We start from the raw sequence: 21,674 nt of genomic DNA on the forward strand, positions 1-21,674 counted from the left end.
GCAGGCGATTGTTATTTGTAAGATTTCTAAATAAACTTCCGGTGCTTTACACACGTTCCTATTGTAAGTTTTGTGCCGTACTTTTGTGTACCGAATAAGAACCAGTGATGTATAATCAGTTCAAATCAATAAGTTTATCACATCGGAATGCTACTCTGGCAATCAGAGAACAGCTTGCATTGAATGAGGCGGAGGCGAAAAGCATGATGCTCAGGCTGAAAGATTTCTTTGATGTTTCCGATGTCCTTGTTGTCTCCACCTGCAACCGCACCGAAATATACTATTCCGCCGCAACGGACCTGAATGAGGAGATCATCAAAATGCTCCTGATCCAAAAGGGCGTTGCTGACATTGAGTCGTTCAAATCCTATTTTGAGCGTTTTTCAGCGGGCGAGAGTGCAGTGCAGCATCTATTTCAGGTTGCTACGGGCTTGCAATCGCAGGTTGTGGGTGATATGCAGATTCCAAATCAGATCAAACATGCATATCAATGGTCGGCAGACCTTAATATGGCCGGGCCATTCTTACACAGACTTTTACATACCATTTTCTTTGCCAATAAGCGCGTAGCGCAGGAGACTTTCTTCCGTGACGGAGCTGCTTCTATTTCTTATGCAGCCGTAGAATTGCTGGAAGGATTAATGCCAAATCCGAAAGTGCTTATCGTAGGATTGGGCGAGATAGGGGCGGATGTTTGCCGCAACCTGGCTCAGAAAAAAGGAACTGCTGAGGTTACCATCGTAAACCGGTCGAGGGATAAATCGGATAAGCTGGCTGAGGAACTTGGCTTCCGCGTAGCAGACTTTTCTGACATCGAGGGCGAGATTTCCAGAGCGGATATCATTGTTTCTTCCATCGTTCGCGATGATCCTTTCTTTACGAAAGAAATGATGGTTCGCTTGCGCGGGATGTCTTTCAAATATTTCATTGACCTTTCCGTACCACGCAGCGTTTCCCCGGAAGTAGAGGAAATTCCTGGCGTAATGCTTTATACAATCGATTCCATTCGTTCCAAAGCGGATCAGGCATTGCACCGCCGCCTGGAAGCCGTGCCGCATGTGCGTGAGATCATTGATGAAGCTGTTATTGAATTCAATGACTGGTCCAAAGAAATGGTCGTGTCACCAACCATTCAGAAACTGAAAGGGGCTTTGGAGCAGATCAGAAAAGAAGAACTCACGCGTTTTACTAAAAACCTGACGGATTCTGAACTTGAAAAAGTGGAACGCATCACAACCAGCATGATGCAGAAAATCCTGAAACTTCCTGTGCTTCAATTGAAGGCGGCGTGCAAAAGGGGAGAAGCAGAAACGCTCATCGACGTGTTGAATGACCTCTTCAATTTGGAAAAACAAGCGGAAAAGCATTAATCAAGATTTCATATTTATTGTATATCAAAAAGAAAGGATGGCATTTGCCATCCTTTCTTATGTATTACCTTACCCTCCACAATAATTAATTGTTTCTTATTACATTCCCATTTTCTTGATAAATGGTCCTGCGATTGCCAAAACCTCTTCCATAGTCAAAGGTTCGTCAAATGATTCTGTTACTGCGTCTCTGCTAATGCCCATAATACCTGGTAGCGTAGCAGCATCCAAACCAGCGTGAACTGTGTTAGACTCAGGCGTAGCGCCTTTGTAAACTGCTTCCGGGAAACCTTTATCTTGCGTGATCCATCCTTTCATCATTGGATCCTTTTTCAGGTGACCAAGGATCCTTCTTACCAGCGAAGCGTGGCGTGCCTCTACCGAGTGAACCTGCAATGCGTATTCAAGGATCTGAGGAGAACCGATCAGGTTTCCTGCTTGTCCTTTGTAAGCACGTACACCCGTGTCTTCCAAAGCAGCCGAGATCGTGATGAATGTCATGAAGTTAGTCCATGCATCTGGGAAAGCTCCACCATATGTGAAGTCAAACTGAGGACGATCAACAGCAGCACTGCCCAAAGCAGATTTCAAGAATTCTACGTGTTGCGTTTCGTGTCTTTCGATTTGTGAGAAAACCAATGTGTATTCCGCAGGAATGAAATTGGTCATTCTGTTTGCCTGGAAGTAGAATGTCTCTTCAAGATATTCCAGCGTCAGGGCGAAATTAAGTATATCTGTTACAGATGGCGTAGCGGCATATGCCTTATTTACAATGGAAGCGAAAACAGTTGGGACAGCTGCCGAAGCAAGTGTGCTGCCTACACGATTCATAAACATGCGACGGGTGGAGTGCGCAAGACGCCCTGCTGCATCACCGTCAACTTGTTGAATGCTGTCTAGTATTCTAAAAATATTCATGTCAGTAAGTTTTTTAAAAGTTAGCGTGGCAGATCTTTTCCACTGATTTTATCCATAATAAATGGTGCAACACCGCTCAAAATTACGGACGGAGAAAAAGCATTTTCCAAGCCCATATTGTTGATCTGTCCACCTGCGAATTCCAATGCATTCGGATTGATCAAATCGGCGATTGCAGAAGCGTGTCTCGCTTCAACAGATACGATCTTACCCGCAACAAGCAGATAATTAACGTCCTTAATCAGCTTGCCAGCGCCGTTGTAAGCAGCTACGCCAGTATCTTCAAACAATTTTGCCGCGCCAAGTACACTTTTGCGGTCAGCAAAGTCAATAGAAGAGAAGTTAGGAGTAAGGCCTTTGATGGCGTTGCTGCCCAATGCAGTTTTGAAAAACTCTCTGTGGACGATTTCGTGATCACGAATATCGGTAAGGATCCATTTTTCCATATCTGTCATGTTCAGATAAGGAGTCATCATTACTTGCGTGTAGAATGCAGCTTCAAGCTGTTCCAATGCATACGCATAGTTAAGAATACCAAGATCACCTGTTCCAAGGTTTACAGTGTCGTCGGAGGCCAGATCCTGCTCTGTGCAGGCACCAAGGATAAATGCTCCTGTGGCAGCGGCAACACCCGCAGATCTCAGGAAGTAACGTCTGCCCACTTTTGATAGCATCGCGCCCTCAGAAGGTTCAGAAATTTGAGTTAATGTTTGTTTCATAATCAGGAAAGTGTTTGAAGTTTATTGTGAACCGTTTCAGAATTTCCATCCTGGTCCTGGCAGACTTACGCTGTATAAATCTTTATGGATTAAGTATCAGGGAATTATCTTGCAACTTTTAGGAATACTATTTTTTGATTTTGTATTAATCCAATTTAAACGAAGGATATTTGGCGCAATCATTGTATTATTTACTTAGAAAATATTTTTCAAATTCTTTAGAATAAATAAAAAAAGGGGTGCTATGACTAAATAGCGCCCCTTTCTAACATGCTGGATTACAAACCAAAGCCCAACGCAAAACCTTTTACAGATCCTGCGAAATCGGAAACTTTCGTTGCGTTTCCGGTGGTCAGGTTAATAGAATATAGTCCGGTGTTTCCGCCCACCGTAAGCAAAGCGTACGCCATGCCCGTAGTGCCACCGATATCAAATCCGCTGGCTGCATCGATATTAAAGCCTAACGCACCGACTTTTTCGAGACCGCCGTCATTTGGTGGGTTTTGTTTGAATAATGAATTCGACTCGCTGTCGATATCATATAGCACAGTGCTGGTTGTGCCGGCGAAGCTGTTGGTATAAGCCGCAGCATTCACAAATGGCATTCCAGGTCCCGGCACCAATTTCAACGGTCCGTCAAGCAATGTGATGCCGCTGGTAACATTGATACGCAGATTTTGTCCTGTATTGCTTACGATGCGCAGCCTGTCAGCAACAGGGTTGAAGTCGAAACCGAAGCTTGTGCCCATTACTTTAAAGTTAGGATCACCAAGATAATGCAAAGGAGGAAGTGCTTTTGCAGCAGCTGACGCCAGATCAAGTCCGTAAAGTTTTCCATCAGAACCCAGTGCGTGCAAGCGGCCATCCGCAGGACGGAAGTCGATTCCTTCTATATTAACGCCCATTGGCAAGCCTGTAATCGCTTTTTCAATGCGAGTTCCGGCGTTCATTGGATTGAAAATCAGCAGCTTGTTAGAAGCATCAACTGCATAAGCAACCGGGCTGGTAGGAATGGCAACGCCAATTATCTTGCCAGCGGGCAGGTTTCCGATTTTCGAAAGCGCACCTGTCGAAAGGTTAATTTCGGCAAGTTCCCATATGTTGTTCACTTTTACGGATGCAATCGCATAATTGTTGACAGAAGAAATGTCAAACCCGCCAACATCCTGAATGTCCGTTCCCAACGGGCCAACTTCTTTTAAAACACCATCATTAGGAGGCATTTGCAGGAAAAGCTTGTCGACGTCCGGATCAATGTCGTAAAGCTGTGTAGTTGTTGCACCGGCAACATTGTTTGTATAGGCAGCAGCAGCCACTTTCACATCATTATAACCTTTCAGATAACCATCAAGCGCAGCTAATGCGTTGGTTTCAGGGTGTAAACGTAAATTTTGCGCTGTGTTTGTAACCAGTCTGATGCGGTCAACAGTTGGATTGAAGTCGAAACCGACCACTTCCGGGCCCGAAATGCCTGGATTAAATGGGACAGGGCTAATAACTGTAACTCTTCCCGGGTTAATGTCGGAGCGGAGATTGACGGTGTAGATGTGATTCTTGTTTCCTACTGCATAAAGCTGACCAGTTGCAGGGCGGAAATCAATGCTCAATAATTTTTCATCCGGCTCTAATCCTGCGGAGATCGTAAGTGTGCGGATGGGTGTACCTGGGTTTTGTACATTTAATTCATAAATCTTGTTGTCGCTTGTTAATGCGTAAAAAATCTGGTTAGGAGCGCTCACCAGCGGCACCGGCTGGCTGTCAAGTTGGGTTTGTTCCGTACAAGCCTGATTGACGAAGACCAGACCAGCGAGAAGCAGCGAACTGCCTGAGACGGATCGCAAAATTTTAGAGATGTTCATACCATTTTGGTTGAGTGTGACAAGTAATTTGACACACCACATACGACCATCAATCCGATTTAGATCGATTGCATTAATTAATTTTTAATGCGTATGCGGTCCAATTTAATGGTTTTTTAATGCGGGCGGAGCAGACTGGTTATTCCTTGGACATCATGCCGATCATCTTATCCAGGTTGAGGCTTCTGGCCGAAGCGTCAAATATTTCCCTGTAAACGCCCTCTTTTTCATACAGTTCGGTGTGCGTCCCGAACTCTGCGATGCGTCCTTTTTTCATGACATAAATCTGATCCGAATCCAGGATTTGGGAAAGGCTATGCGAAATGATGACAACTGTCCTGCCTTCTTTAATGGCATCCATACTGTTTTTAATCTGCTCGGTTGCGATGGCATCAAGGCTGGCTGTGGGTTCGTCGAGGAAAATGACGGGTGGATTTTTCAGGAAAAGTCGTGCAATGGCAATGCGTTGCTGCTGACCACCTGAAAGCATTTGTGCGTCGGTTTCGTATTGCGCAGGCAACTCCATAATCTGATCGTGCAGATATGCTTTTCGAGCTGCGGCGATCAACTCTTCCTGGGTTGCATTCATTTGCCCGTAACGGATATTTTCCGCAATAGACCCTTTAAAAATGTGGTTTTTCTGTAAAACCATTCCGATGGAGTTACGCAATGCGGGCAGATCATAGTCTTCCAGAGGACGCCCGTCCAACGTAAGCGTGCCGGAATCCGGCGTATAGAAACCAATGAGCAAATTGATCAATGTGCTTTTTCCAGCTCCCGACAACCCAACCAGCGCAGTCGTTTGCCCGGATTTAATGTTGACATTAATGTTAAACAATGCTTTGGTGCCATTAGGATAGGTAAATGAAACATCGTTCAAGGCATAATCGCCGCGGATCGTCGTCTTGGGAATAACCTTTCCACTTTGTTCCACTGCATTATCGGCATCCAGGATTTCAAAAAAACCTTCGGAATAGGTCAGTGCGTCGTTCATCTCGTCGTAGATCCGGTGCAGCTGGCGGATAGGGGCGGACACATTATTGAAAAGCAGGATATGGAACATAATCGCCCCGATGGACATTTGCTGATCCAGCACAAGATAGGCCGTAAGAATGATGATTAGCACGACGCCGATTTGCTCGATAAAGCTCTTAATGCCGTCGTAGGCAAAGTTGGTGCGGCGCGTTTTGAGCTGCGTCTCCATCAGCTCCATCTGCGTCTGATACTGCTTTTGCCCCTCAAATATTTCCCTAACAAAGGATTTAATGACAATAATAGACTCGATCAGATTAATCAGTCCGCTGCTTTTATTCTCCCGTTGCCTTTTCAGTTTGCGCCTTACGCCCTGCAATTCGCCCGCCTGCTTATAACTGATCCAGAAGTAAACCGGTAAGATCGCGAGGGCAATGGCTCCGACATAAAAATTGGCAGAAAACATGATCGCGAGAGCGACAATGGAATTGGCAAAGAGCGGGAGAATGTCAATAAAAAAGTTCTGTATCAGCTTTGTAAGGCTTTCCACACCACGGTCAATGCGGGTTTGCAGCTTTCCCTTCTGGTTGTCGTTGTCGCTGTAAAAGGCGAGGTTATAAGTCAGGATTCTGCTGATGGCTTCCTGGGCCAGGTCGCTGGAAACCTTGATCCTGATTTTTTCACCAAAATAACGCTGGCCAAAAACGATAAGCGAATTGACAATTTCCTTTATAAAAAGAATGACGGAAATCTTGATTAGCAAATCCTTACCCTGAATGATCCCCCAGTTTTTATTCAGCATTGCCTGCACGGAATCCACTGTATAACGCAAAACCCAGGGGTTAACCTGGGCAGTCACCGCGCCAAGCAGTGTAAGGAAAAGCGCGAAAACGATTTGTTTGTTATACGGCTTTACGTAAGGTTGAAGGCGCTGGAATATTTGCCAGATACTCATAGTGGACGTTCGGGGAAGCTAAGTAGATTCATTTCAGGAGTTATCCCAATAACTATGCCCTACTTTTTACCGGAGCGCTTGATAGGACGTCCGTATTTCTGCATTTTTTCCTGCGCGTGATTTCTCCGGACGTTCACCTTCTTATTCTTATCTATCTTTTCGTGGAATGCACCGCCGCCTGCTTCTCTTTTGGGCAGCTTCACATCAATGCTCTTCATGTAGATTTGCGGCTCTTCATCCGGCGTAAGGATTTCAGATATTTTGAGCTTTTCGGGGAGATCTTCAATTGGGATCTGGTAATTCATCAGCGCTTCAATCTGCTCCTGTCGTTCTCTTTCACCTTCTGTAATGAAGGAAATGGCTACGCCTTTTTTATCCGCGCGACCAGTCCGGCCTATCCGGTGGATATAATTTTCAGGGATTTCAGGGATGTCAAAATTGAAAACATGGGAAACTTCCGCAACGTCCAACCCACGCGCAATGATGTCTGTGGCGATCAGAACGCGATAATTGCCTTCGTGAAATTGCTTAACAGTGTTAAATCGATGATTTTGCTCTTTATTTGAATGTATAACGCCTATCTTGTTCAGATAACCCAGTTCCAACTGTCCGAACAATTGGTCAGCAAGTTTCTTGGTCGCTACAAACACCAGCACCTTCGTCATATCCAAATTCTCTTCAAGCAGGAGATCGAGGAGGTTTACTTTGGTATAAAAGTTCGGAACGTAATATGCTTTCTGTTCAATGTTTTCCAATGGTGTGCCCACCGGTGCGGCTTCAATTCTTACCGGGTTATTAAAGTAAGTCTGCATTAATGCTTCAACCTCCGGTGTCAATGTCGCGGAAAAGAGCAGATTCTGGCGTTTTTGCGGCAGGAGGTCCAGAATATTTTTTAACTGCGTACGAAAGCCCAGGTTGAGCATTTCGTCCACTTCGTCAATGACCAGCTTTTTAATGGCCTTGGTTTTCAAAGAGCCATTCAATGCCAGGTCGAAAAGCCGGCCTGGTGTAGCGACAACTACGTCCGCGCCGTTTTTCAGCTCAGCCATTTGTACTTTAATGTTGCCGCCGCCATATGCACCAACCACCTGTAGCGTCAGGTATGCGCTCAGTTTTTTCACCTCTTCCACCACTTGCACCACAAGCTCGCGCGTAGGCACCAGGATCAGCAATTGTGGCAGGCGGTCTTTGGAAAACTCAATTTGCCGGAGGGTAGGAAGCAGATATGCGAAAGTCTTTCCAGTTCCGGTTTGCGCAATCCCGCACACATCTTTCCCAGACATCATTACTGAAAATACCTTATGCTGGATCGTTGTAGGCGTTTCGTAATTCAGATCAGCGAGGGCCTGTAATAGAGGTTTGGTAAGATTTAATTCTTCAAAAGTCATAACGATGATTATAATAAAGCACAAAGTTACGCCTAATCTGCGGTTAGCGCGGCATCATTTGCTTGTATATACGGCAACACAAAAAAAGAACCAGAAGGGATCGCCCTCCTGGTTCTTTTTTGTGTTGACAAGCCAGAGTCGCTGCTTAGCGGGTTCTGAGTCTGCCCGTGTTGCTGTTATAAGTGCCTAGCGGGAAGCTAAGACCAGCATTGATTCCGAAATTTTGATTCTTCACATTGGTGTTGCCATCTTTCGTTACGTCAATAAGGCCAAGGCCATAACGTGCGTCCAGGTTCAGCCAGATTTTTTCTTGCAGGCGAATGTTGATCCCTGCTCCGAAAGTCAACCCAAGGTCAAATGGAGAATAAACGCGGTTGTTAGAATCGCCATTCAGGTTGTTTCCGTCTTTGTCCCGCGCGCCTACTAAAAAGTTAAGGTTTGGTCCCAGGAAAATTTTCGGGCGAACTTTGTCACCGTACTGTCCGAAGTAGAATGTTGCCAACAACGGAGCCTGAATGTAGTTCAGGTTAAGCTCATTTGTTTTGTTATTGTTCTGAGCGCCCATTTGCGTAAACAAAAGCTGTCCGCTAAATCCAAAGCCGGATTCTGAACTGTAATTATAGAAACCACCGACCGTTAAGCCCGGTTTCCAGTCCGTATTAGCAACGTCTCCCCTGAAATTAGCAATGGAAACCCCAACAATAGGTCCAATGGAAACATTCTCTTGTGCTTGTGCCTGCGTTACAAACAATGTAACCGCAAGTAATAGAATAATACAATTTTTCATCTGAGTAGGTTAAATATACATTTTGCTGGAAAACAACAAAACATGTACCAACACGAATGAAAAAACGCCTGCCAGTCAATGTGCTCATTGCAAGCGCGATGTTTGTATATTTATATTTAGACTAAACTCTGAACCGGGGAATTACCTCTACAACTGTATACGTTACCCGCAAAAATCGGCTAAATGCAATGTTTTAATCCTCATCATCAAAAAAAGACTGGCCCGGGATTTGGTAAGTTTTCAGATACGCTTTGAGCTGTGAAGGAACCTTCCAATTTTTGATCACATTACGGATGTTCTTTATCTCCGCTTTCATCTCATTCACATTGGTATTGAACTTAACAATTACGGTCGTAAGAGAATTGGCATGCTGGAATGGCAATCCGCAAACGGCTGAGATCTTCTTCTGAATGGCTTCTTTAAGAAGTTCAAGTTCCTCTACTTGCTGTTTAAGCACCTTAATATAGTAGTTGAGCTGGTTTTTACTCAAATTTTCCAGTTGATCCTGATCAATCCTATCCAGCGCGATCTGTAATTTCAGAAGTTTCAGCAAGTTATTTTCCTGATAGGCCTGCGTCACCTGTTGCATAATGTCCGTTCTGCGCAATTTTTCCGCTTCATCCGTTTCCAGGTCCGGGTGAAAAGCTTTTACCAGGTCCATATAGACGGTCCGCACCGACTTCGTCGTTTTCTGCTGTTCTGCGTTTTGTTTTGCTTCCAGTATGCGCTTGTTGAGCCGCTCTTCGCGTTGCTCGGCTTTAAGGCGCTGTTGCTCTTCTTCGGGAAGGTCATGGAAGCTTTCGTACTCGACGGGCTCCTGCACAGACGCACTTTCTATTAAAAATGCCGGATCTGTAATTTTTTCGGATTTTGCCCTTTCCGCTGCAAGCAGGACCTCAATGTCAACCGCACTGTATTTATTGAAAACCGGCTTCAAATCATCGAACCCGTAATGTGCGATGAGGTCATAAGCGCTTTCAGTGATCAGGTAAGCGAGCTTATCCTGGTAAATTTTCCTGAAAAGATCGGCAGCATATGTTCGGTCCATAATGTGGACGATCTCCGCCCGGAATTCCTGATATTCTCTAACCAATGGATCAAGATCCGTTGGGATTCGTTCGATCATCTGGTCATATGCGCTTTCCAGCTCGGGGATCAGGCGATCCAGTTCTTCTATTTTTTCGGACAGCTGGTTAAACTCTTTCTGTCTTTTATTCAAGACATTTTTCCGCTCATTAATATGTAAGATAGCAGTTTCGGGCATGTAGGTAATTTTATGGAAAAATTTGCGATCAAAAGCCTAACTCCTGGTAGGAAATCATAATGATCGCAATGACTGCCAATAGAAGTCCAAATTTGTTAAGTTGGTTCAGTCTTTCGCGGTAAATCAGCCAGGCAGCACCCGCGGATACCAGCATAGTCAGAATGTTGTAGATCGGGAACACGAAAGCGGCGCTGTTGCTGAATGATGCAAGCGCGAGCAGCAGAAAATAAAGGGAAAGGAAATTAGGAACTCCCAGGATAAATCCTCCTAAAATGCTCCGCCAATGTAATTTCTCCCCATTAACCAAAACCCGGAAAAGCAAAATGACCGAACCAATAAGGATAGCCCCGGAGCACGCAATGATCATAAACAGCGTGGTTTCTCCGGCTGCATAATACTTTACCGACAAGTAATTGATCAATGTGTTGTTGGTTCCGGCGGCAAGAAAGGTGAACAGGGGGAGGATCAGTAACAATCTCGCCTGTGAAACCGAATTTGCAGACGAGGTGGTTGTCGCGGAGGCAGCATCTTTATTCCTATTCTGAATTGCGCCTAATGCGAGTGCTGCAAGTGCAATAACAAGCCCCGCATAGTTGACGACAGTGAACTCCTTATTGTTGTTTTGAAATACAAACAGACCAAACAGCACAGGGATAACGAGCGACATATTGCCAGCCAGCGACGTTGCGGTGACGCTCACCTTTTGCGCAGTAAGCCCTATCAGCATAAATGTGACCACAAACATTCCGCCCAACGCCAGGGTTACCAGCGTTCCTTCCGAATTCCAGATCACATTCCTGAACAGGCCCAAGTCCGGCGTAAGCACCAGGCCGGTAAGCACGCATGCATAGTAATTGAACACAACTGCATGAAAAGAATGCACATTATAGCGCGGAAACGCCCGCATGATCAGGTAAAGGGCAACGGTGAAGAGGACCGACAGCAGGAAATAGAGCATGAGTAGTTTCTAGCGCTTTTGATAAAGGACTTCATCAATTACGCGCGGGTAATTTTCGTGTTCCAATGCATGGATCTTATTTGCCACATCGTCCGAAGTGTCGGTAGGAGCAACGGGGCAGGTTGCTTGGAAAATTACGTTTCCTTCGTCATAATTTTCGTTCACATAATGGATCGTAATGCCGGATTCAGATTCTTTTGCATTCACAACTGCTTCATGGACAAACTGCCCGTACATGCCCTTCCCACCGTATTTAGGGAGTAAAGCGGGGTGAATGTTGATGATTTTGTTGGGGAAGGCTTCCACCAATAAGGCAGGCACTAGTAACATGAAACCTGCAAGCACGACAAGGTCAATTCCTTCATTTTGCAGAATTTGAAGCACTTTGCGTGTGTCGTAGAATGTCTTTTTATCGAAAAACACAACCGGAATCTGCAACTTACAAGCCCTCTTGATTACACCGGCCTGGGGATTGTTGGTGAAAATCAGTGACACTTCTACATCTTGCCGCTCAGCAAAATATTCAGCGATTTTTTCCGCATTTGATCCAGATCCGGAGGCGAAGATGGCAAGTCGTTTCATTGTCGTCAAGAATTAATTATTCGTAATGTAGTGTCAAAATTCTTTGGCAAATTTATAAAAAGAACGGCTCACGGTAAATAACCGGAAGCCGCACCCAAAGAATAATAAGTTAAATGTTTGAGCCTCAGTAAATCTTAGTGAGTTCGCTGCGCCCGATTAGCTTGCCTTTGCGGTAAGTTTCCGTTTTCAGGTCCCAGGCAACGCCGGGTGCGCGGTAAGAAATACTTTCCATTTCCATTTTTACAGGAAAGCCCATTCTCATTTCAAAACTTAGATCTGATTTGATCTTGTAGGCATCAAATGTTCCGGCTGGCAGGGTAAGTTTTTCCTGGCCTGTAACATTTCGGTTTTTGATCATCATATCAAAATTCACTGCCATAGGCCCCGACTGACCATTTCCTTTCACAGATGCATCTTTTAATTTATCCCCGACATTGTATTTGGTCGGGTATTCAATGTTTTCGTAGGTAAATTTCATTTCCATATTCTGGAATGATCTGAGCTGCTCCTGGCTGATGAGCGATTTGGCGTCCATGCTGATCACATTTCCGTCGCATTTCATTTTATAAATGTTTTTCAGCTCCGACTTGCCCTTTGGATTCATCGCTTCCATTTCAATGTTGAAGACCGTGAAGGCACCCTCTGTCGAAACGTCCAGTATCTTATAAATGATCTTTCCGGTTTCCTTTCCCTTCCCATCGTAGTTCATCATCTCAAATCCGCTGCCTTGCTTTAATACAACACCGCCGCAGTCCTGGGCGATGGATTTTGTTTGGATACAAAAGAGCAGCAGCAAGCTCCACAACAGCAGTTTTTTCATGATTGTAACGTGGATACGTGATTTAGTTTGCCGTAAACAAAGATAGTCCCGGTTGCCAGAAATACACTTTTAGTTTGGAATATTGATTTTACGGTAAGGCGCTATGCCCAAATCATCGTGATCAGGCCCAGCAGCATAATGATCTTGCAAAGACTGCTGATACGCTTGAAATCACGACGTGTATCCGCCCGCGCCAGGCTTGCTGTAAGCAGGGCAATAGGGATCAAAAGGAGGAAGAATAAGATGATCAGCACATTGTTGTCCAGCGCCCGCGCCATCACGAATAAGGTGGTAACGAACATAAAAAGAATCACATACAGGAAGTTTTTGGTCTGGCGGATGCCCCATATGATAGGCAATGTGCGGCAGCCATGCGCTTCGTCGCCCTTAATGTCTTCCATATCTTTCACAATTTCCCGGACGAGGGAAATAAAGAAAGAAAAAACCGCATAAATGAACACCAAATGGCGATTTGCCGGAAAATGAACGGTAAGGATCAGTAGTGAAAAACCGGTAAGCAGCGAAACGATAAAGTTGCCTATAAAAGGAAGTCGCTTATAACGCTCGGAATAAAACCAGAGTAATGTGATTGAGAAAACATTGATCACAAATATATAAGGACTGACCACAAGCCCCAACACTGCGCCTAGAACATTGAGAATCTGATGCGCGCCCATTGCCCAGCGGCGTTTCAGATATCGCCCCACGACAACGCGTTCGGGTTTGTTTACAATGTCAATTTTTATATCAAAATAATCATTGATAATGTAACCAGCTGCGGCGATGCAGACTGTGGAAAGCGATAGGAAGAACATATCCGCATTCGCGATGATGCTGCGCCATTCGTCGCGGGGGCCTATGAGTAGAATACGTGTAAAATACTGCGTTACGACCACAATCACCAGATTGGTCATACGGACCAGACGGGCACTTCCGGTAATGTAATCCCATAAAGTAATTTTTGGTCTGGCAGACACATTCATGGAGGCTAACTCTGAAAACAGAAGGTTTAGGGAATAAAATTATTCATTTTATCCCATTAACGACAAATCTCAACATCTTTATCCATTTTGGGGATAAAAAATGGATCATTTGTTGTTAGGCTAAAAGATCCGTTATTACAACAGTTCGCCCGAGTGCGACTTTCAACTTTTTAAATAGCATTATGAAAATTGGTATTGTATGCTATCCGACCTTCGGTGGAAGCGGAGTGGTAGCTACCGAACTTGGCAAAGCACTTGCGAAAGTGGGACATCAGGTTCATTTTATTACATATTCGCAGCCTCAAAGACTCGACTTCTTCAATGAAAATCTTTACTATCACGAAGTAAATATCCCGGCTTACCCGCTGTTTCAATATCCACCTTACGAATCCGCATTATCCAGTGAAATGGTCCACGTGGCTGCAAGTGCCAATCTGGATCTGCTGCATGTGCATTATGCAATCCCGCATGCGTCATCTGCATATCTGGCGAAACAAATTTTAGCGCAGCAAGGCATTCACATTCCCGTGATCACGACATTGCACGGAACAGACATTACATTGGTAGGGAAAGACGAATCCTACGAACCGGTGGTAACGTTTAGCATTAACCAGTCGGACGGCATAACAGCTGTTTCGGAATCGTTGAAAAAAGATACTTACGCTCATTTTGCGATAACGAAGGACATTGAAGTGATCCCAAACTTTATTGATCTGGATCGTTTCAACCGTCAGAAAAAAGAGCATTTTAAATTAGCAATTTGCCCGAATAACGAAAAACTGATCGTCCATACATCCAATTTCAGGAAAGTAAAGCGGATTGATGATGTGATCATGATTTTTGAAAAGCTGCGCAAGTTATTGCCAAGCAAACTTTTACTAGTAGGCGACGGTCCCGACAGACAACGCATTGAACGTATGTGCAAAGACCTGGATATGCTTTCGGACGTCCGGTTTTTGGGCAAGCTCGACGCCATTGAAGAAGTGCTTTCTGTGGCTGATTTATTTTTAATGCCTTCTGAATCAGAAAGCTTTGGCCTAGCAGCATTAGAAGCACTGGCTTGCGAAGTTCCCTTAATAACGTCCAACGCAGGCGGACTTCCTGAACTGAACCTGCATGGCATTACCGGATTTTTGAGTGACGTAGGCGATGTGGATGATATGGTGAAGCATGCAGCTTACATATTAGATGATGCGAATCTGCCAACATTCAAAGCGAACGCATTGGCGCGGGCAAAAGATTTTGATATTACCAAGATCCTTCCTCATTATGAAGCTTATTATGAGAAAGTTGTCGAAAATAGCAAAGCTGTAACGATATAGGTATGGTATTTTTATGGTCTGGTCGAAATTCACAAACGACCAGACCATGTTACCAAACATTCCATATACACAATACAAGCGGGTAGTAATCGTAGGCGCGGGCTTCGGCGGGCTTGCATTGGCAAGAGAAATCGCCAAGCGCGAAGACCTCCAAGTAGTGCTGATCGACCGCAATAATTATCACCAGTTTCAGCCGCTCTTTTACCAGGTGGCTATGGCGGGCCTTGAACCCAGCTCCATTTCCTTTCCGCTCCGGAAAATTTTCCAATCCAAAAAAAATGTACATATCCGCATCACAGAGGTGCAGAGTGTAAACACCGACCGAAAGTCCATCATGACGGGGTTAGGTGAGATAACCTATGATTATCTGGTCATTGCGACGGGTGCTATCACCAATTATTTTGGGATGAAAGAAATCGAGGAACGAGCCATTCCTATGAAAACGGTTTCCGAGGCATTGGCTCTGAGAAACAGGATATTACAAAACTTTGAAGACGCATTGTCAGTGGATTCTGACGAGCAGCGCGCGGGGCTGATGAGCGTGGTTGTAGTAGGAGGAGGGCCCACCGGAGTGGAATTGTCTGGAACGCTGGCAGAAATGAAGCATTTTATTCTGCCAAAAGATTATCCTGAAATGGATTTTAAATCCATGGAAATCCATTTGCTGGAAGGTTCCAAAGAATTGCTTGGCGCCATGTCAGACGAATCGTCTCAAAGGTCACGCGAGTATCTTGAAAAAATGGGCGTCCACATTCATACTGAGCAGGTTGTAACAGGCTTTGACGGAAAATATGTGACTACCAAACAAGGAATGCGCATCCGGGCCGATAACCTTGTCTGGGCGGCAGGGATTAAGGCAAATCCTTTGAATGGCTTGAATCCGGAAGTGATCGTTCGCGGCGGTCGCATCAAAGTGGATCAATACAACCGCGTTGAAGGTTATGACAATGTGTTTGCATTAGGTGATGTGGCTGCTATGCAGGAAGGTGAATGGGAAAATGGGCATCCGCAGTTGGCACAGCCGGCAATTCAGCAGGGTAAGGCGCTTGCCAAAAATGTGTGGCGTGTGATGGACGGGAAAAAAGCGGTTCCTTTTAAATACAAAGATCTGGGCTCGATGGCCACAGTTGGGCGTAACAGGGCAGTTGTAGATCTGCCTTTTATCAAGTTCCAGGGTTTCCTTGCCTGGTTGACCTGGATGTTCGTGCATTTGATTTCCATTGTCGGTGTGAAAAACCGTTTGCTGATATTAATAAACTGGGTTTGGAATTATGCGACTTATGATCAATCCTTGCGCTTGATTCTGAAACCCAAGACCATTGAGCAGATCTCAAACAAAAACGAGAAAAACGAAGAAGCAGTTAAACAGGAAACACAGCATAGCCACTCATAATTTCATACGGCCTTTCCCAAGAGCGATTGGATCATTCATTAGGTTTTCGTTATATTCGTGTGCTATTTATGCCAGCTTTACGTTATATATTAATGTAACAAAATTTAAAAAATGAAACTGCTATTCAATATAATCCTCATATTCTTACTGCTGATTGCGTTTGTTCCGTTTTTCAGAAGGTTTATTTTCCACTTACTTGTAGGCCGCCAGCTTATTAAAGAACAGGAAAGGCAATACAAGGCACAGCAGCAACGCCAGCGTGCGAATGCAGGTGTAAAAGTGGATAATGTACCACCAGATGCAAATTCATCATCCCGTTTTGGTGGCGGTGAGTATGTGGATTATGAAGAAGTGAAATAAATTTTTTTTGGATATACAAAAGCAAAGCCGACACATATGTGCCGGCTTTTGCTTTTGTATGCCAATGATTAAAACTAGCGGCTCAGATAAAGATTGCGCTCGCTGTAAATCTTCTGGAAGAAATCATCCTGCAAATCATCGATGAAATAGATTGCTTCACCCGTCGATTTCATTTCCGGGCCGAGTTCTTTATTTACATTCGGGAATTTATTGAAAGAGAAAACCGGGATTTTGATTGCCCAGCCTTTTTTCACCGGATTGAATGTAAAGTCCTTCAATTTCTTCGTGCCTAACATCAGCTTCGTTGCATAGTTCACGTAAGGCTCTTTGTAGGCCTTGCAAATGAACGGAACGGTACGCGATGCCCTTGGGTTCGCTTCGATTACATAAACAACGCCGTTTTTTACTGCAAACTGCACGTTGATCAATCCAATCACATTCATCGCCAGCGCAATTTTGCGCGTATGCTCCTCAATCTGACGGATCTCATCTTCCGTGAGATCAAATGGTGGAAGTGCAGCGTGTGAGTCGCCGGAGTGGATACCAGCTGGCTCAATGTGCTCCATAACCCCGATAATGTAGGCATCTTCGCCGTCGCAGATTGCATCTGCTTCTGCTTCCAATGCACCTTCCAGGAAGTGGTCAAGCAGGATATTGTTATCGGGAATGTCATGCAGGATCTTCACCACATGTTGTTCCAGTTCTTTTTCATTGATTACAATCTTCATGCTCTGTCCACCCAAAACATAGCTTGGACGAACCAGCAGCGGGAAACCCAGCGTGCGCGACAATTCTACCGCAGCATCGGAAGTCCTTACCGTTCCGAATTTCGGGAAAGGAATACCTAGTTCTTCTAAAAGCGGCGAGAAACGTCCGCGATCTTCGGCCCAGTCAAGTGACTGATAACTGGTTCCGATGATCTTAATGCCATACTTTTCTAGCTTTTCTGCCATTTTAAGGGCAGTTTGTCCGCCGAGCTGAACAATCACACCTTCCGGCTTTTCATGCTCGATAATGTCGAACACGTGTTCCCAGAATACGGGCTCGAAATAAAGTTTATCAGCGATGTCCGGGTCCGTCGAAACAGTTTCGGGGTTACAGTTGATCATAATGGTCTCGTAACCTTCCTCTTTCGCAGCAAGAACTCCGTGCACACAGGAATAATCGAACTCAATTCCCTGTCCGATCCGGTTCGGGCCTGAACCCAAAACAACCACTTTCTTGCGGTCGCTTACCACCGATTCGTTGTCCGGATATTCCTGAGATGTGTTGAAAGTAGAGTAGTAGTAAGGCGTTTTGGCTTCGAATTCAGCCGCGCAGGTGTCAACACACTTGTATACACGCTTGATTCCGAGCTCTTTCCGTCTGTCGTAAACCCTGCTCTCCTTGGTTCCGATCAAATGAGCGATCTGGCGGTCAGCGTAGCCTTTTTGTTTGGCCGTAAGCAAAAGCTCCTTTGGAAGGTCATTGAGATCAAATTTTTCTATCTCATGTTCCAGTTCGATCAACTCTTCGATCTGACGAAGGAACCAGGAATCAATCTTAGTAAGGTTCTGAATCGTTTTGAATGACAAACCGATCTTGAAAGCATCATATATATGGAAAAGACGGTCCCAGCTAGGATGTGCCAGGCTGTGTTTGATCGCTTCCTGATCACGCAGCTCGCGACCATCTGCTCCAAGTCCGTTTCTTCTAATTTCCAGTGACTGACAAGCTTTCTGCAATGCTTCCTGGAAGTTGCGGCCAATTCCCATGGCCTCTCCAACAGACTTCATCTGCAATCCCAATGAGCGGTCTGCGCCAACGAATTTATCAAAATTCCAACGTGGCACTTTCACGATCACGTAGTCGATCGATGGTTCGAAGAACGCAGATGTGCTTCCTGTGATTGGGTTGATCAATTCATCCAGGTTATAACCGATCGCCATTTTAGCAGCGATTTTTGCGATAGGGTAACCGGTCGCTTTCGATGCCAGTGCAGACGAGCGGGAAACGCGCGGGTTAATTTCAATGGCAATGATCTGGTCATCCGCTGGATTTACCGAAAACTGAACATTACATCCGCCTGCAAACTTACCGATCCCGTCCATCATTTTGATAGCCAGGTCACGCATTTGCTGGTACAATGTATCCGGAAGCGTCATGGCCGGTGCAACCGTAATGCTGTCGCCTGTATGCACGCCCATCGGGTCAAAGTTCTCGATGGAGCAGATGATGATGAAATTTCCTTTGCTGTCGCGAAGGAGTTCCAGCTCGTATTCTTTCCAGCCCATCGCGCTTTGTTCTACCAAAACTTCATGAACCGGCGATGCGTGCAAGCCATTGTTTAATGCTTTGTCAAACTCAGCTTCCGAGTTCACAAAACCGCCTCCCGTGCCTCCTAATGTATATGAAGGCCGGATAACCAGCGGGAAGCCGATTTCCTGCGCAATTTCTTTTCCTTCCAAAAACGACCTTGCTGTGCGTCCTTTGCAGACATTCACATTAAGTTCGAGCATTTTTAGCCTGAATTTCTCTCTGTCCTCCGTCGTTTCAATGGCCTTGATGTCAACCCCAATGATTTCAACATCATATTTTTTCCAAACACCTGCTTTATCACAGTCGATGGCCAGGTTCAATGCAGTTTGCCCGCCCATAGTAGGGAGCACGGCATCGATAGGTTTACCCATCGCTTTGTGTTTTTCAAGAATTTCAACGATATACTTCTTTTCCAATGGAAGCAGATAAACATGATCTGCGCTAATCGGGTCAGTCATGATCGTGGCAGGGTTAGAGTTGATTAATATAACTTCTATCCCTTCTTCGCGAAGTGAACGGGCGGCCTGAGAGCCTGCATAGTCAAACTCGCATGCCTGACCGATGATAATTGGACCTGAACCGATAATTAGAACGGAATTGATATTCGTATTTTTGGGCACAGTAATTGGTAATTTGTAGAAATGAGGAAAACTTTTTTAGCAACTTTTGGCAACATTTCCTGTTAATCTCAGCAGGGGTACGTCCAAAAATTCCACAAAGTTAATTCACATATCCGAAAAAGAAGGGAAGGTTAGCGGAAATTACTGTTATTTTTTACCGCGAGACATTTAACGAACTAATTATCAGTTAAATGCAATTATTGAAGTGGCGCAATTGAAGGTGCGGAGATGTCAAAATCCCTCAATCTCAGCGGAACATTGCCATTTGCGCCTAAACGGAACACCGAAGTATTTCCCGGAATATTCGGATAGTAACCGATTCGGAACTGGACGGTATTAAATGTCAGGTTTTCATTTCTTAGCCGCAAACCAAGCCCATAACCCTGATAAAGCGGACTTTTCCAGACCGACTCGGCACCATTGACCAAGCCGATATCTGCGAAAACAAAGTAGGCAATACGAAAACCCAACAAACTTTTATCCGAAAAGAACACAGTTTCCGTACCCAGCGTCAGCCGCGTCGTACCAATTAGTTGTTCACTGTTGATGCCCCTGATGCCCTGATCCCCGCTAATGTTCAGATAATCAAGCGGATCACGGTTCACACCCCGGGTGTAACGGCCGGTTAAGAATTGCCGGAAGAAGCTGTATCTGAACGGGATAAGGTTACTGATGTAGTTGAGCTGCGCGCTGATGACGCCTTGCTGCGCTTTGGCTTCTTTAATGTAGGAACCAATGTTGATCAATCCATACATATAACCCAGGTTGTGCGGCAGATATTTACCCCGCGCATATTGCAGGCCCGCATACCCTCTGGCACCAAATTCGGTGTCCTCCCGGCCCGCGGTGAGCGCAAACAAATTACCGACAGGAACGTCCTCCGTCCGGCCGAAACCATAGATCAAAACGTCCCGCTTGTAATTTCGATTGGAATAACCCAGACTGAGCAATGTTGCACTTTTATTCCAATACACTTTATTAATATAGGGTGAAACCTCCGGGCGCTCTGTATAATGATATTTGTTGTGCCTGGCAGCAATTACGATCCTTGAATTCTCGGCCAACCGGCTGGCTGGAAACGGAAACTTAAATGAACGACCCAACCAGATGTCGTAATAATTGAATCTGGTGGGAAATATGATAGGTTCTTCGGTGTCGCTTGGATTTCTCTTTATCTGCCTGACCATCATTTGACCGGCTTCCACCGCGCCTGCGTATTTTGTTTCGTTGGTCAAAAATCTACGAAAAAACCGGATCGATCTTTCTTCAAGGTCCCTCTCGTAAATGAAGCTCGCTTGTCCGGTTATGAAGGTTTTACTGATGTAAGGAACCGTATAAATCGTCCGGAATTGAAATTTCTTGCCCAGGTCATCATTTCCGTCCCATCGGACCCGAGTGAGCTGTGAATGCGTCGTTCCCCGGACATTAATATCCTCGACGCCAACATTGAATTTGTTAAAAGAGCTGAAACCGCCCCTGAAATTGAGCGACCATGAATCTTGGATAAGCACGACCACGTCCGCCATCCAGGTCACGTCCTTTCTGGGCACAACAATGATACGCGCATCGGTAATCGTTTTATTGGTCCGCAGCAGACGCTCATTATCTTTCAGGATCTGTGCTTTAATGTCGTCCCCCTCGGAAAACAGCAGAAAAGAACGCCTTATGATGCCTTCCCGCGTATTGGTGTGCAGATTTTTACTGAGAAATTTTTCGAGCCTTTTCCCTTCCCGCGTGGTGTCGTAAACCGATTCGCCGAGAATGTCGAGCTGCCGGATGTAGATTTTCCGGATCACCATCCCTTCGTAAGGCGTAAACGGGTTGGTTTCAATTTCCTTAACCTCCGTCACCTGCCCCTGGTTATACACATCCCTGAACAAAAGCCTGTAAACTGCACGCGAAAACTTGGTTTTCGACATCCTTACTTTCAGGTTGGTATATCGAAGGCTGTCTCTGCTGTACACTTCCAGGCTATCGGGGTTTTTTTGCGCCGAAGCATAGGTGGATAACAGCAAAAAAAACAGGACATATCTAAACATGTGTACTTTCAATTCCAAATCAACAGACTAAACGATAAGGTACGAATGATAGATATATATGGCGTTG

The 21,674-nt window shown here is 45.1% G+C and carries 17 protein-coding genes; 4 read left to right on the forward strand and 13 right to left on the reverse strand.

Features of this window, described 5'->3' with window-relative positions; genetic code table 11:
- Positions 1–107: 107 nt before the first annotated feature.
- Positions 108–1,370, forward strand: coding sequence for a glutamyl-tRNA reductase (hemA, locus tag G395_RS0110115; protein ID WP_026629936.1), 1,263 nt, complete (start codon positions 108–110; stop codon positions 1,368–1,370).
- 99 nt (positions 1,371–1,469) lie between these two features.
- Here hemA and G395_RS0110120 read toward each other — a convergent pair whose 3' ends face one another.
- From G395_RS0110120 to G395_RS0110170, 11 genes are all read right to left on the reverse strand, one after another.
- Positions 1,470–2,288: a ferritin-like domain-containing protein gene (locus G395_RS0110120; protein ID WP_026629937.1), complete on the reverse strand. Its 819-nt coding sequence runs from the start codon at positions 2,286–2,288 to the stop codon at positions 1,470–1,472.
- A gap of 20 nt (positions 2,289–2,308) precedes the next feature.
- Positions 2,309–3,007 (reverse strand): ferritin-like domain-containing protein, encoded by a 699-nt coding sequence (locus G395_RS0110125; RefSeq protein ID WP_035360886.1) that lies wholly within the window; start codon positions 3,005–3,007, stop codon positions 2,309–2,311.
- A gap of 278 nt (positions 3,008–3,285) precedes the next feature.
- The gene (locus tag G395_RS0110130; protein ID WP_026629939.1) at positions 3,286–4,866 is read right to left on the reverse strand and encodes a DUF4394 domain-containing protein; all 1,581 of its coding nucleotides are present in this window, start codon (positions 4,864–4,866) and stop codon (positions 3,286–3,288) included.
- Between the two features lie 139 nt (positions 4,867–5,005).
- Positions 5,006–6,793 carry an ABC transporter ATP-binding protein gene (locus tag G395_RS0110135; RefSeq protein ID WP_026629940.1) on the reverse strand — a complete coding sequence of 596 codons (1,788 nt, stop codon included), beginning with the start codon at positions 6,791–6,793 and terminating at the stop codon, positions 5,006–5,008.
- A gap of 59 nt (positions 6,794–6,852) precedes the next feature.
- Positions 6,853–8,181 (reverse strand): DEAD/DEAH box helicase, encoded by a 1,329-nt coding sequence (locus G395_RS0110140; RefSeq protein ID WP_026629941.1) that lies wholly within the window; start codon positions 8,179–8,181, stop codon positions 6,853–6,855.
- A gap of 145 nt (positions 8,182–8,326) precedes the next feature.
- Complete coding sequence (locus G395_RS0110145; RefSeq protein ID WP_026629942.1) at positions 8,327–8,968, reverse strand: porin family protein; 642 nt, start codon at positions 8,966–8,968, stop codon at positions 8,327–8,329.
- Between the two features lie 193 nt (positions 8,969–9,161).
- The gene (locus G395_RS0110150) at positions 9,162–10,232 is read right to left on the reverse strand and encodes a hypothetical protein (protein WP_026629943.1); all 1,071 of its coding nucleotides are present in this window, start codon (positions 10,230–10,232) and stop codon (positions 9,162–9,164) included.
- Between the two features lie 28 nt (positions 10,233–10,260).
- Positions 10,261–11,190: a hypothetical protein gene (locus G395_RS0110155; RefSeq protein WP_026629944.1), complete on the reverse strand. Its 930-nt coding sequence runs from the start codon at positions 11,188–11,190 to the stop codon at positions 10,261–10,263.
- Positions 11,191–11,199: 9 nt separating this feature from the next.
- Entirely contained in the window at positions 11,200–11,772 is a 573-nt protein-coding gene (gene purN / locus G395_RS0110160; protein WP_026629945.1) for a phosphoribosylglycinamide formyltransferase, read from the reverse strand.
- Positions 11,773–11,896: 124 nt separating this feature from the next.
- Positions 11,897–12,592 (reverse strand): TapB family protein, encoded by a 696-nt coding sequence (locus G395_RS0110165; protein WP_026629946.1) that lies wholly within the window; start codon positions 12,590–12,592, stop codon positions 11,897–11,899.
- 101 nt (positions 12,593–12,693) lie between these two features.
- Positions 12,694–13,575: a geranylgeranylglycerol-phosphate geranylgeranyltransferase gene (locus tag G395_RS0110170; RefSeq protein ID WP_026629947.1), complete on the reverse strand. Its 882-nt coding sequence runs from the start codon at positions 13,573–13,575 to the stop codon at positions 12,694–12,696.
- Between the two features lie 182 nt (positions 13,576–13,757).
- Here G395_RS0110170 and bshA point away from each other — a divergent pair, with 182 nt between their 5' ends.
- The 3 genes from bshA (at position 13,758) to G395_RS0110185 (ending at position 16,650) form a co-directional block, all read left to right on the forward strand.
- Positions 13,758–14,897: an N-acetyl-alpha-D-glucosaminyl L-malate synthase BshA gene (bshA, locus tag G395_RS0110175; RefSeq protein WP_026629948.1), complete on the forward strand. Its 1,140-nt coding sequence runs from the start codon at positions 13,758–13,760 to the stop codon at positions 14,895–14,897.
- A gap of 46 nt (positions 14,898–14,943) precedes the next feature.
- On the forward strand, positions 14,944–16,290 hold the full coding sequence (locus tag G395_RS0110180) for an NAD(P)/FAD-dependent oxidoreductase (RefSeq protein ID WP_026629949.1): 1,347 nt from the start codon (positions 14,944–14,946) through the stop codon (positions 16,288–16,290).
- Between the two features lie 111 nt (positions 16,291–16,401).
- Positions 16,402–16,650, forward strand: coding sequence for a hypothetical protein (locus tag G395_RS0110185; RefSeq protein ID WP_026629950.1), 249 nt, complete (start codon positions 16,402–16,404; stop codon positions 16,648–16,650).
- Positions 16,651–16,724: 74 nt separating this feature from the next.
- Here the strand turns inward: G395_RS0110185 and carB are convergent, their stop codons facing one another.
- Together carB and G395_RS0110195 are read right to left on the reverse strand one after the other, a co-directional pair.
- On the reverse strand, positions 16,725–19,568 hold the full coding sequence (gene carB, locus G395_RS0110190; RefSeq protein WP_026629951.1) for a carbamoyl-phosphate synthase large subunit: 2,844 nt from the start codon (positions 19,566–19,568) through the stop codon (positions 16,725–16,727).
- Between the two features lie 197 nt (positions 19,569–19,765).
- Positions 19,766–21,607 carry a BamA/TamA family outer membrane protein gene (locus tag G395_RS0110195; protein ID WP_026629952.1) on the reverse strand — a complete coding sequence of 614 codons (1,842 nt, stop codon included), beginning with the start codon at positions 21,605–21,607 and terminating at the stop codon, positions 19,766–19,768.
- Positions 21,608–21,674: the final 67 nt, after the last annotated feature.

It is taken from the genome of Dyadobacter alkalitolerans DSM 23607 (assembly GCF_000428845.1).
In the GTDB taxonomy this organism is placed as follows: domain Bacteria; phylum Bacteroidota; class Bacteroidia; order Cytophagales; family Spirosomataceae; genus Dyadobacter; species Dyadobacter alkalitolerans.

What these genes read in the sequence shown, in the direction of transcription:
- hemA (WP_026629936.1), top strand. Translation starts at nt 108, where the DNA reads ATGTATAATCAGTTCAAATCAATAAGTTTATCACATCGGAATGCTACT.
- G395_RS0110120 (WP_026629937.1), bottom strand. Translation starts at nt 2,288, where the DNA reads ATGAATATTTTTAGAATACTAGACAGCATTCAACAAGTTGACGGTGAT.
- G395_RS0110125 (WP_035360886.1), bottom strand. Translation starts at nt 3,007, where the DNA reads ATGAAACAAACATTAACTCAAATTTCTGAACCTTCTGAGGGCGCGATG.
- G395_RS0110130 (WP_026629939.1), bottom strand. Translation starts at nt 4,866, where the DNA reads ATGAACATCTCTAAAATTTTGCGATCCGTCTCAGGCAGTTCGCTGCTT.
- G395_RS0110135 (WP_026629940.1), bottom strand. Translation starts at nt 6,793, where the DNA reads ATGAGTATCTGGCAAATATTCCAGCGCCTTCAACCTTACGTAAAGCCG.
- G395_RS0110140 (WP_026629941.1), bottom strand. Translation starts at nt 8,181, where the DNA reads ATGACTTTTGAAGAATTAAATCTTACCAAACCTCTATTACAGGCCCTC.
- G395_RS0110145 (WP_026629942.1), bottom strand. Translation starts at nt 8,968, where the DNA reads ATGAAAAATTGTATTATTCTATTACTTGCGGTTACATTGTTTGTAACG.
- G395_RS0110150 (WP_026629943.1), bottom strand. Translation starts at nt 10,232, where the DNA reads ATGCCCGAAACTGCTATCTTACATATTAATGAGCGGAAAAATGTCTTG.
- G395_RS0110155 (WP_026629944.1), bottom strand. Translation starts at nt 11,190, where the DNA reads ATGCTCTATTTCCTGCTGTCGGTCCTCTTCACCGTTGCCCTTTACCTG.
- purN (WP_026629945.1), bottom strand. Translation starts at nt 11,772, where the DNA reads ATGAAACGACTTGCCATCTTCGCCTCCGGATCTGGATCAAATGCGGAA.
- G395_RS0110165 (WP_026629946.1), bottom strand. Translation starts at nt 12,592, where the DNA reads ATGAAAAAACTGCTGTTGTGGAGCTTGCTGCTGCTCTTTTGTATCCAA.
- G395_RS0110170 (WP_026629947.1), bottom strand. Translation starts at nt 13,575, where the DNA reads ATGAATGTGTCTGCCAGACCAAAAATTACTTTATGGGATTACATTACC.
- bshA (WP_026629948.1), top strand. Translation starts at nt 13,758, where the DNA reads ATGAAAATTGGTATTGTATGCTATCCGACCTTCGGTGGAAGCGGAGTG.
- G395_RS0110180 (WP_026629949.1), top strand. Translation starts at nt 14,944, where the DNA reads ATGTTACCAAACATTCCATATACACAATACAAGCGGGTAGTAATCGTA.
- G395_RS0110185 (WP_026629950.1), top strand. Translation starts at nt 16,402, where the DNA reads ATGAAACTGCTATTCAATATAATCCTCATATTCTTACTGCTGATTGCG.
- G395_RS0110195 (WP_026629952.1), bottom strand. Translation starts at nt 21,607, where the DNA reads ATGTTTAGATATGTCCTGTTTTTTTTGCTGTTATCCACCTATGCTTCG.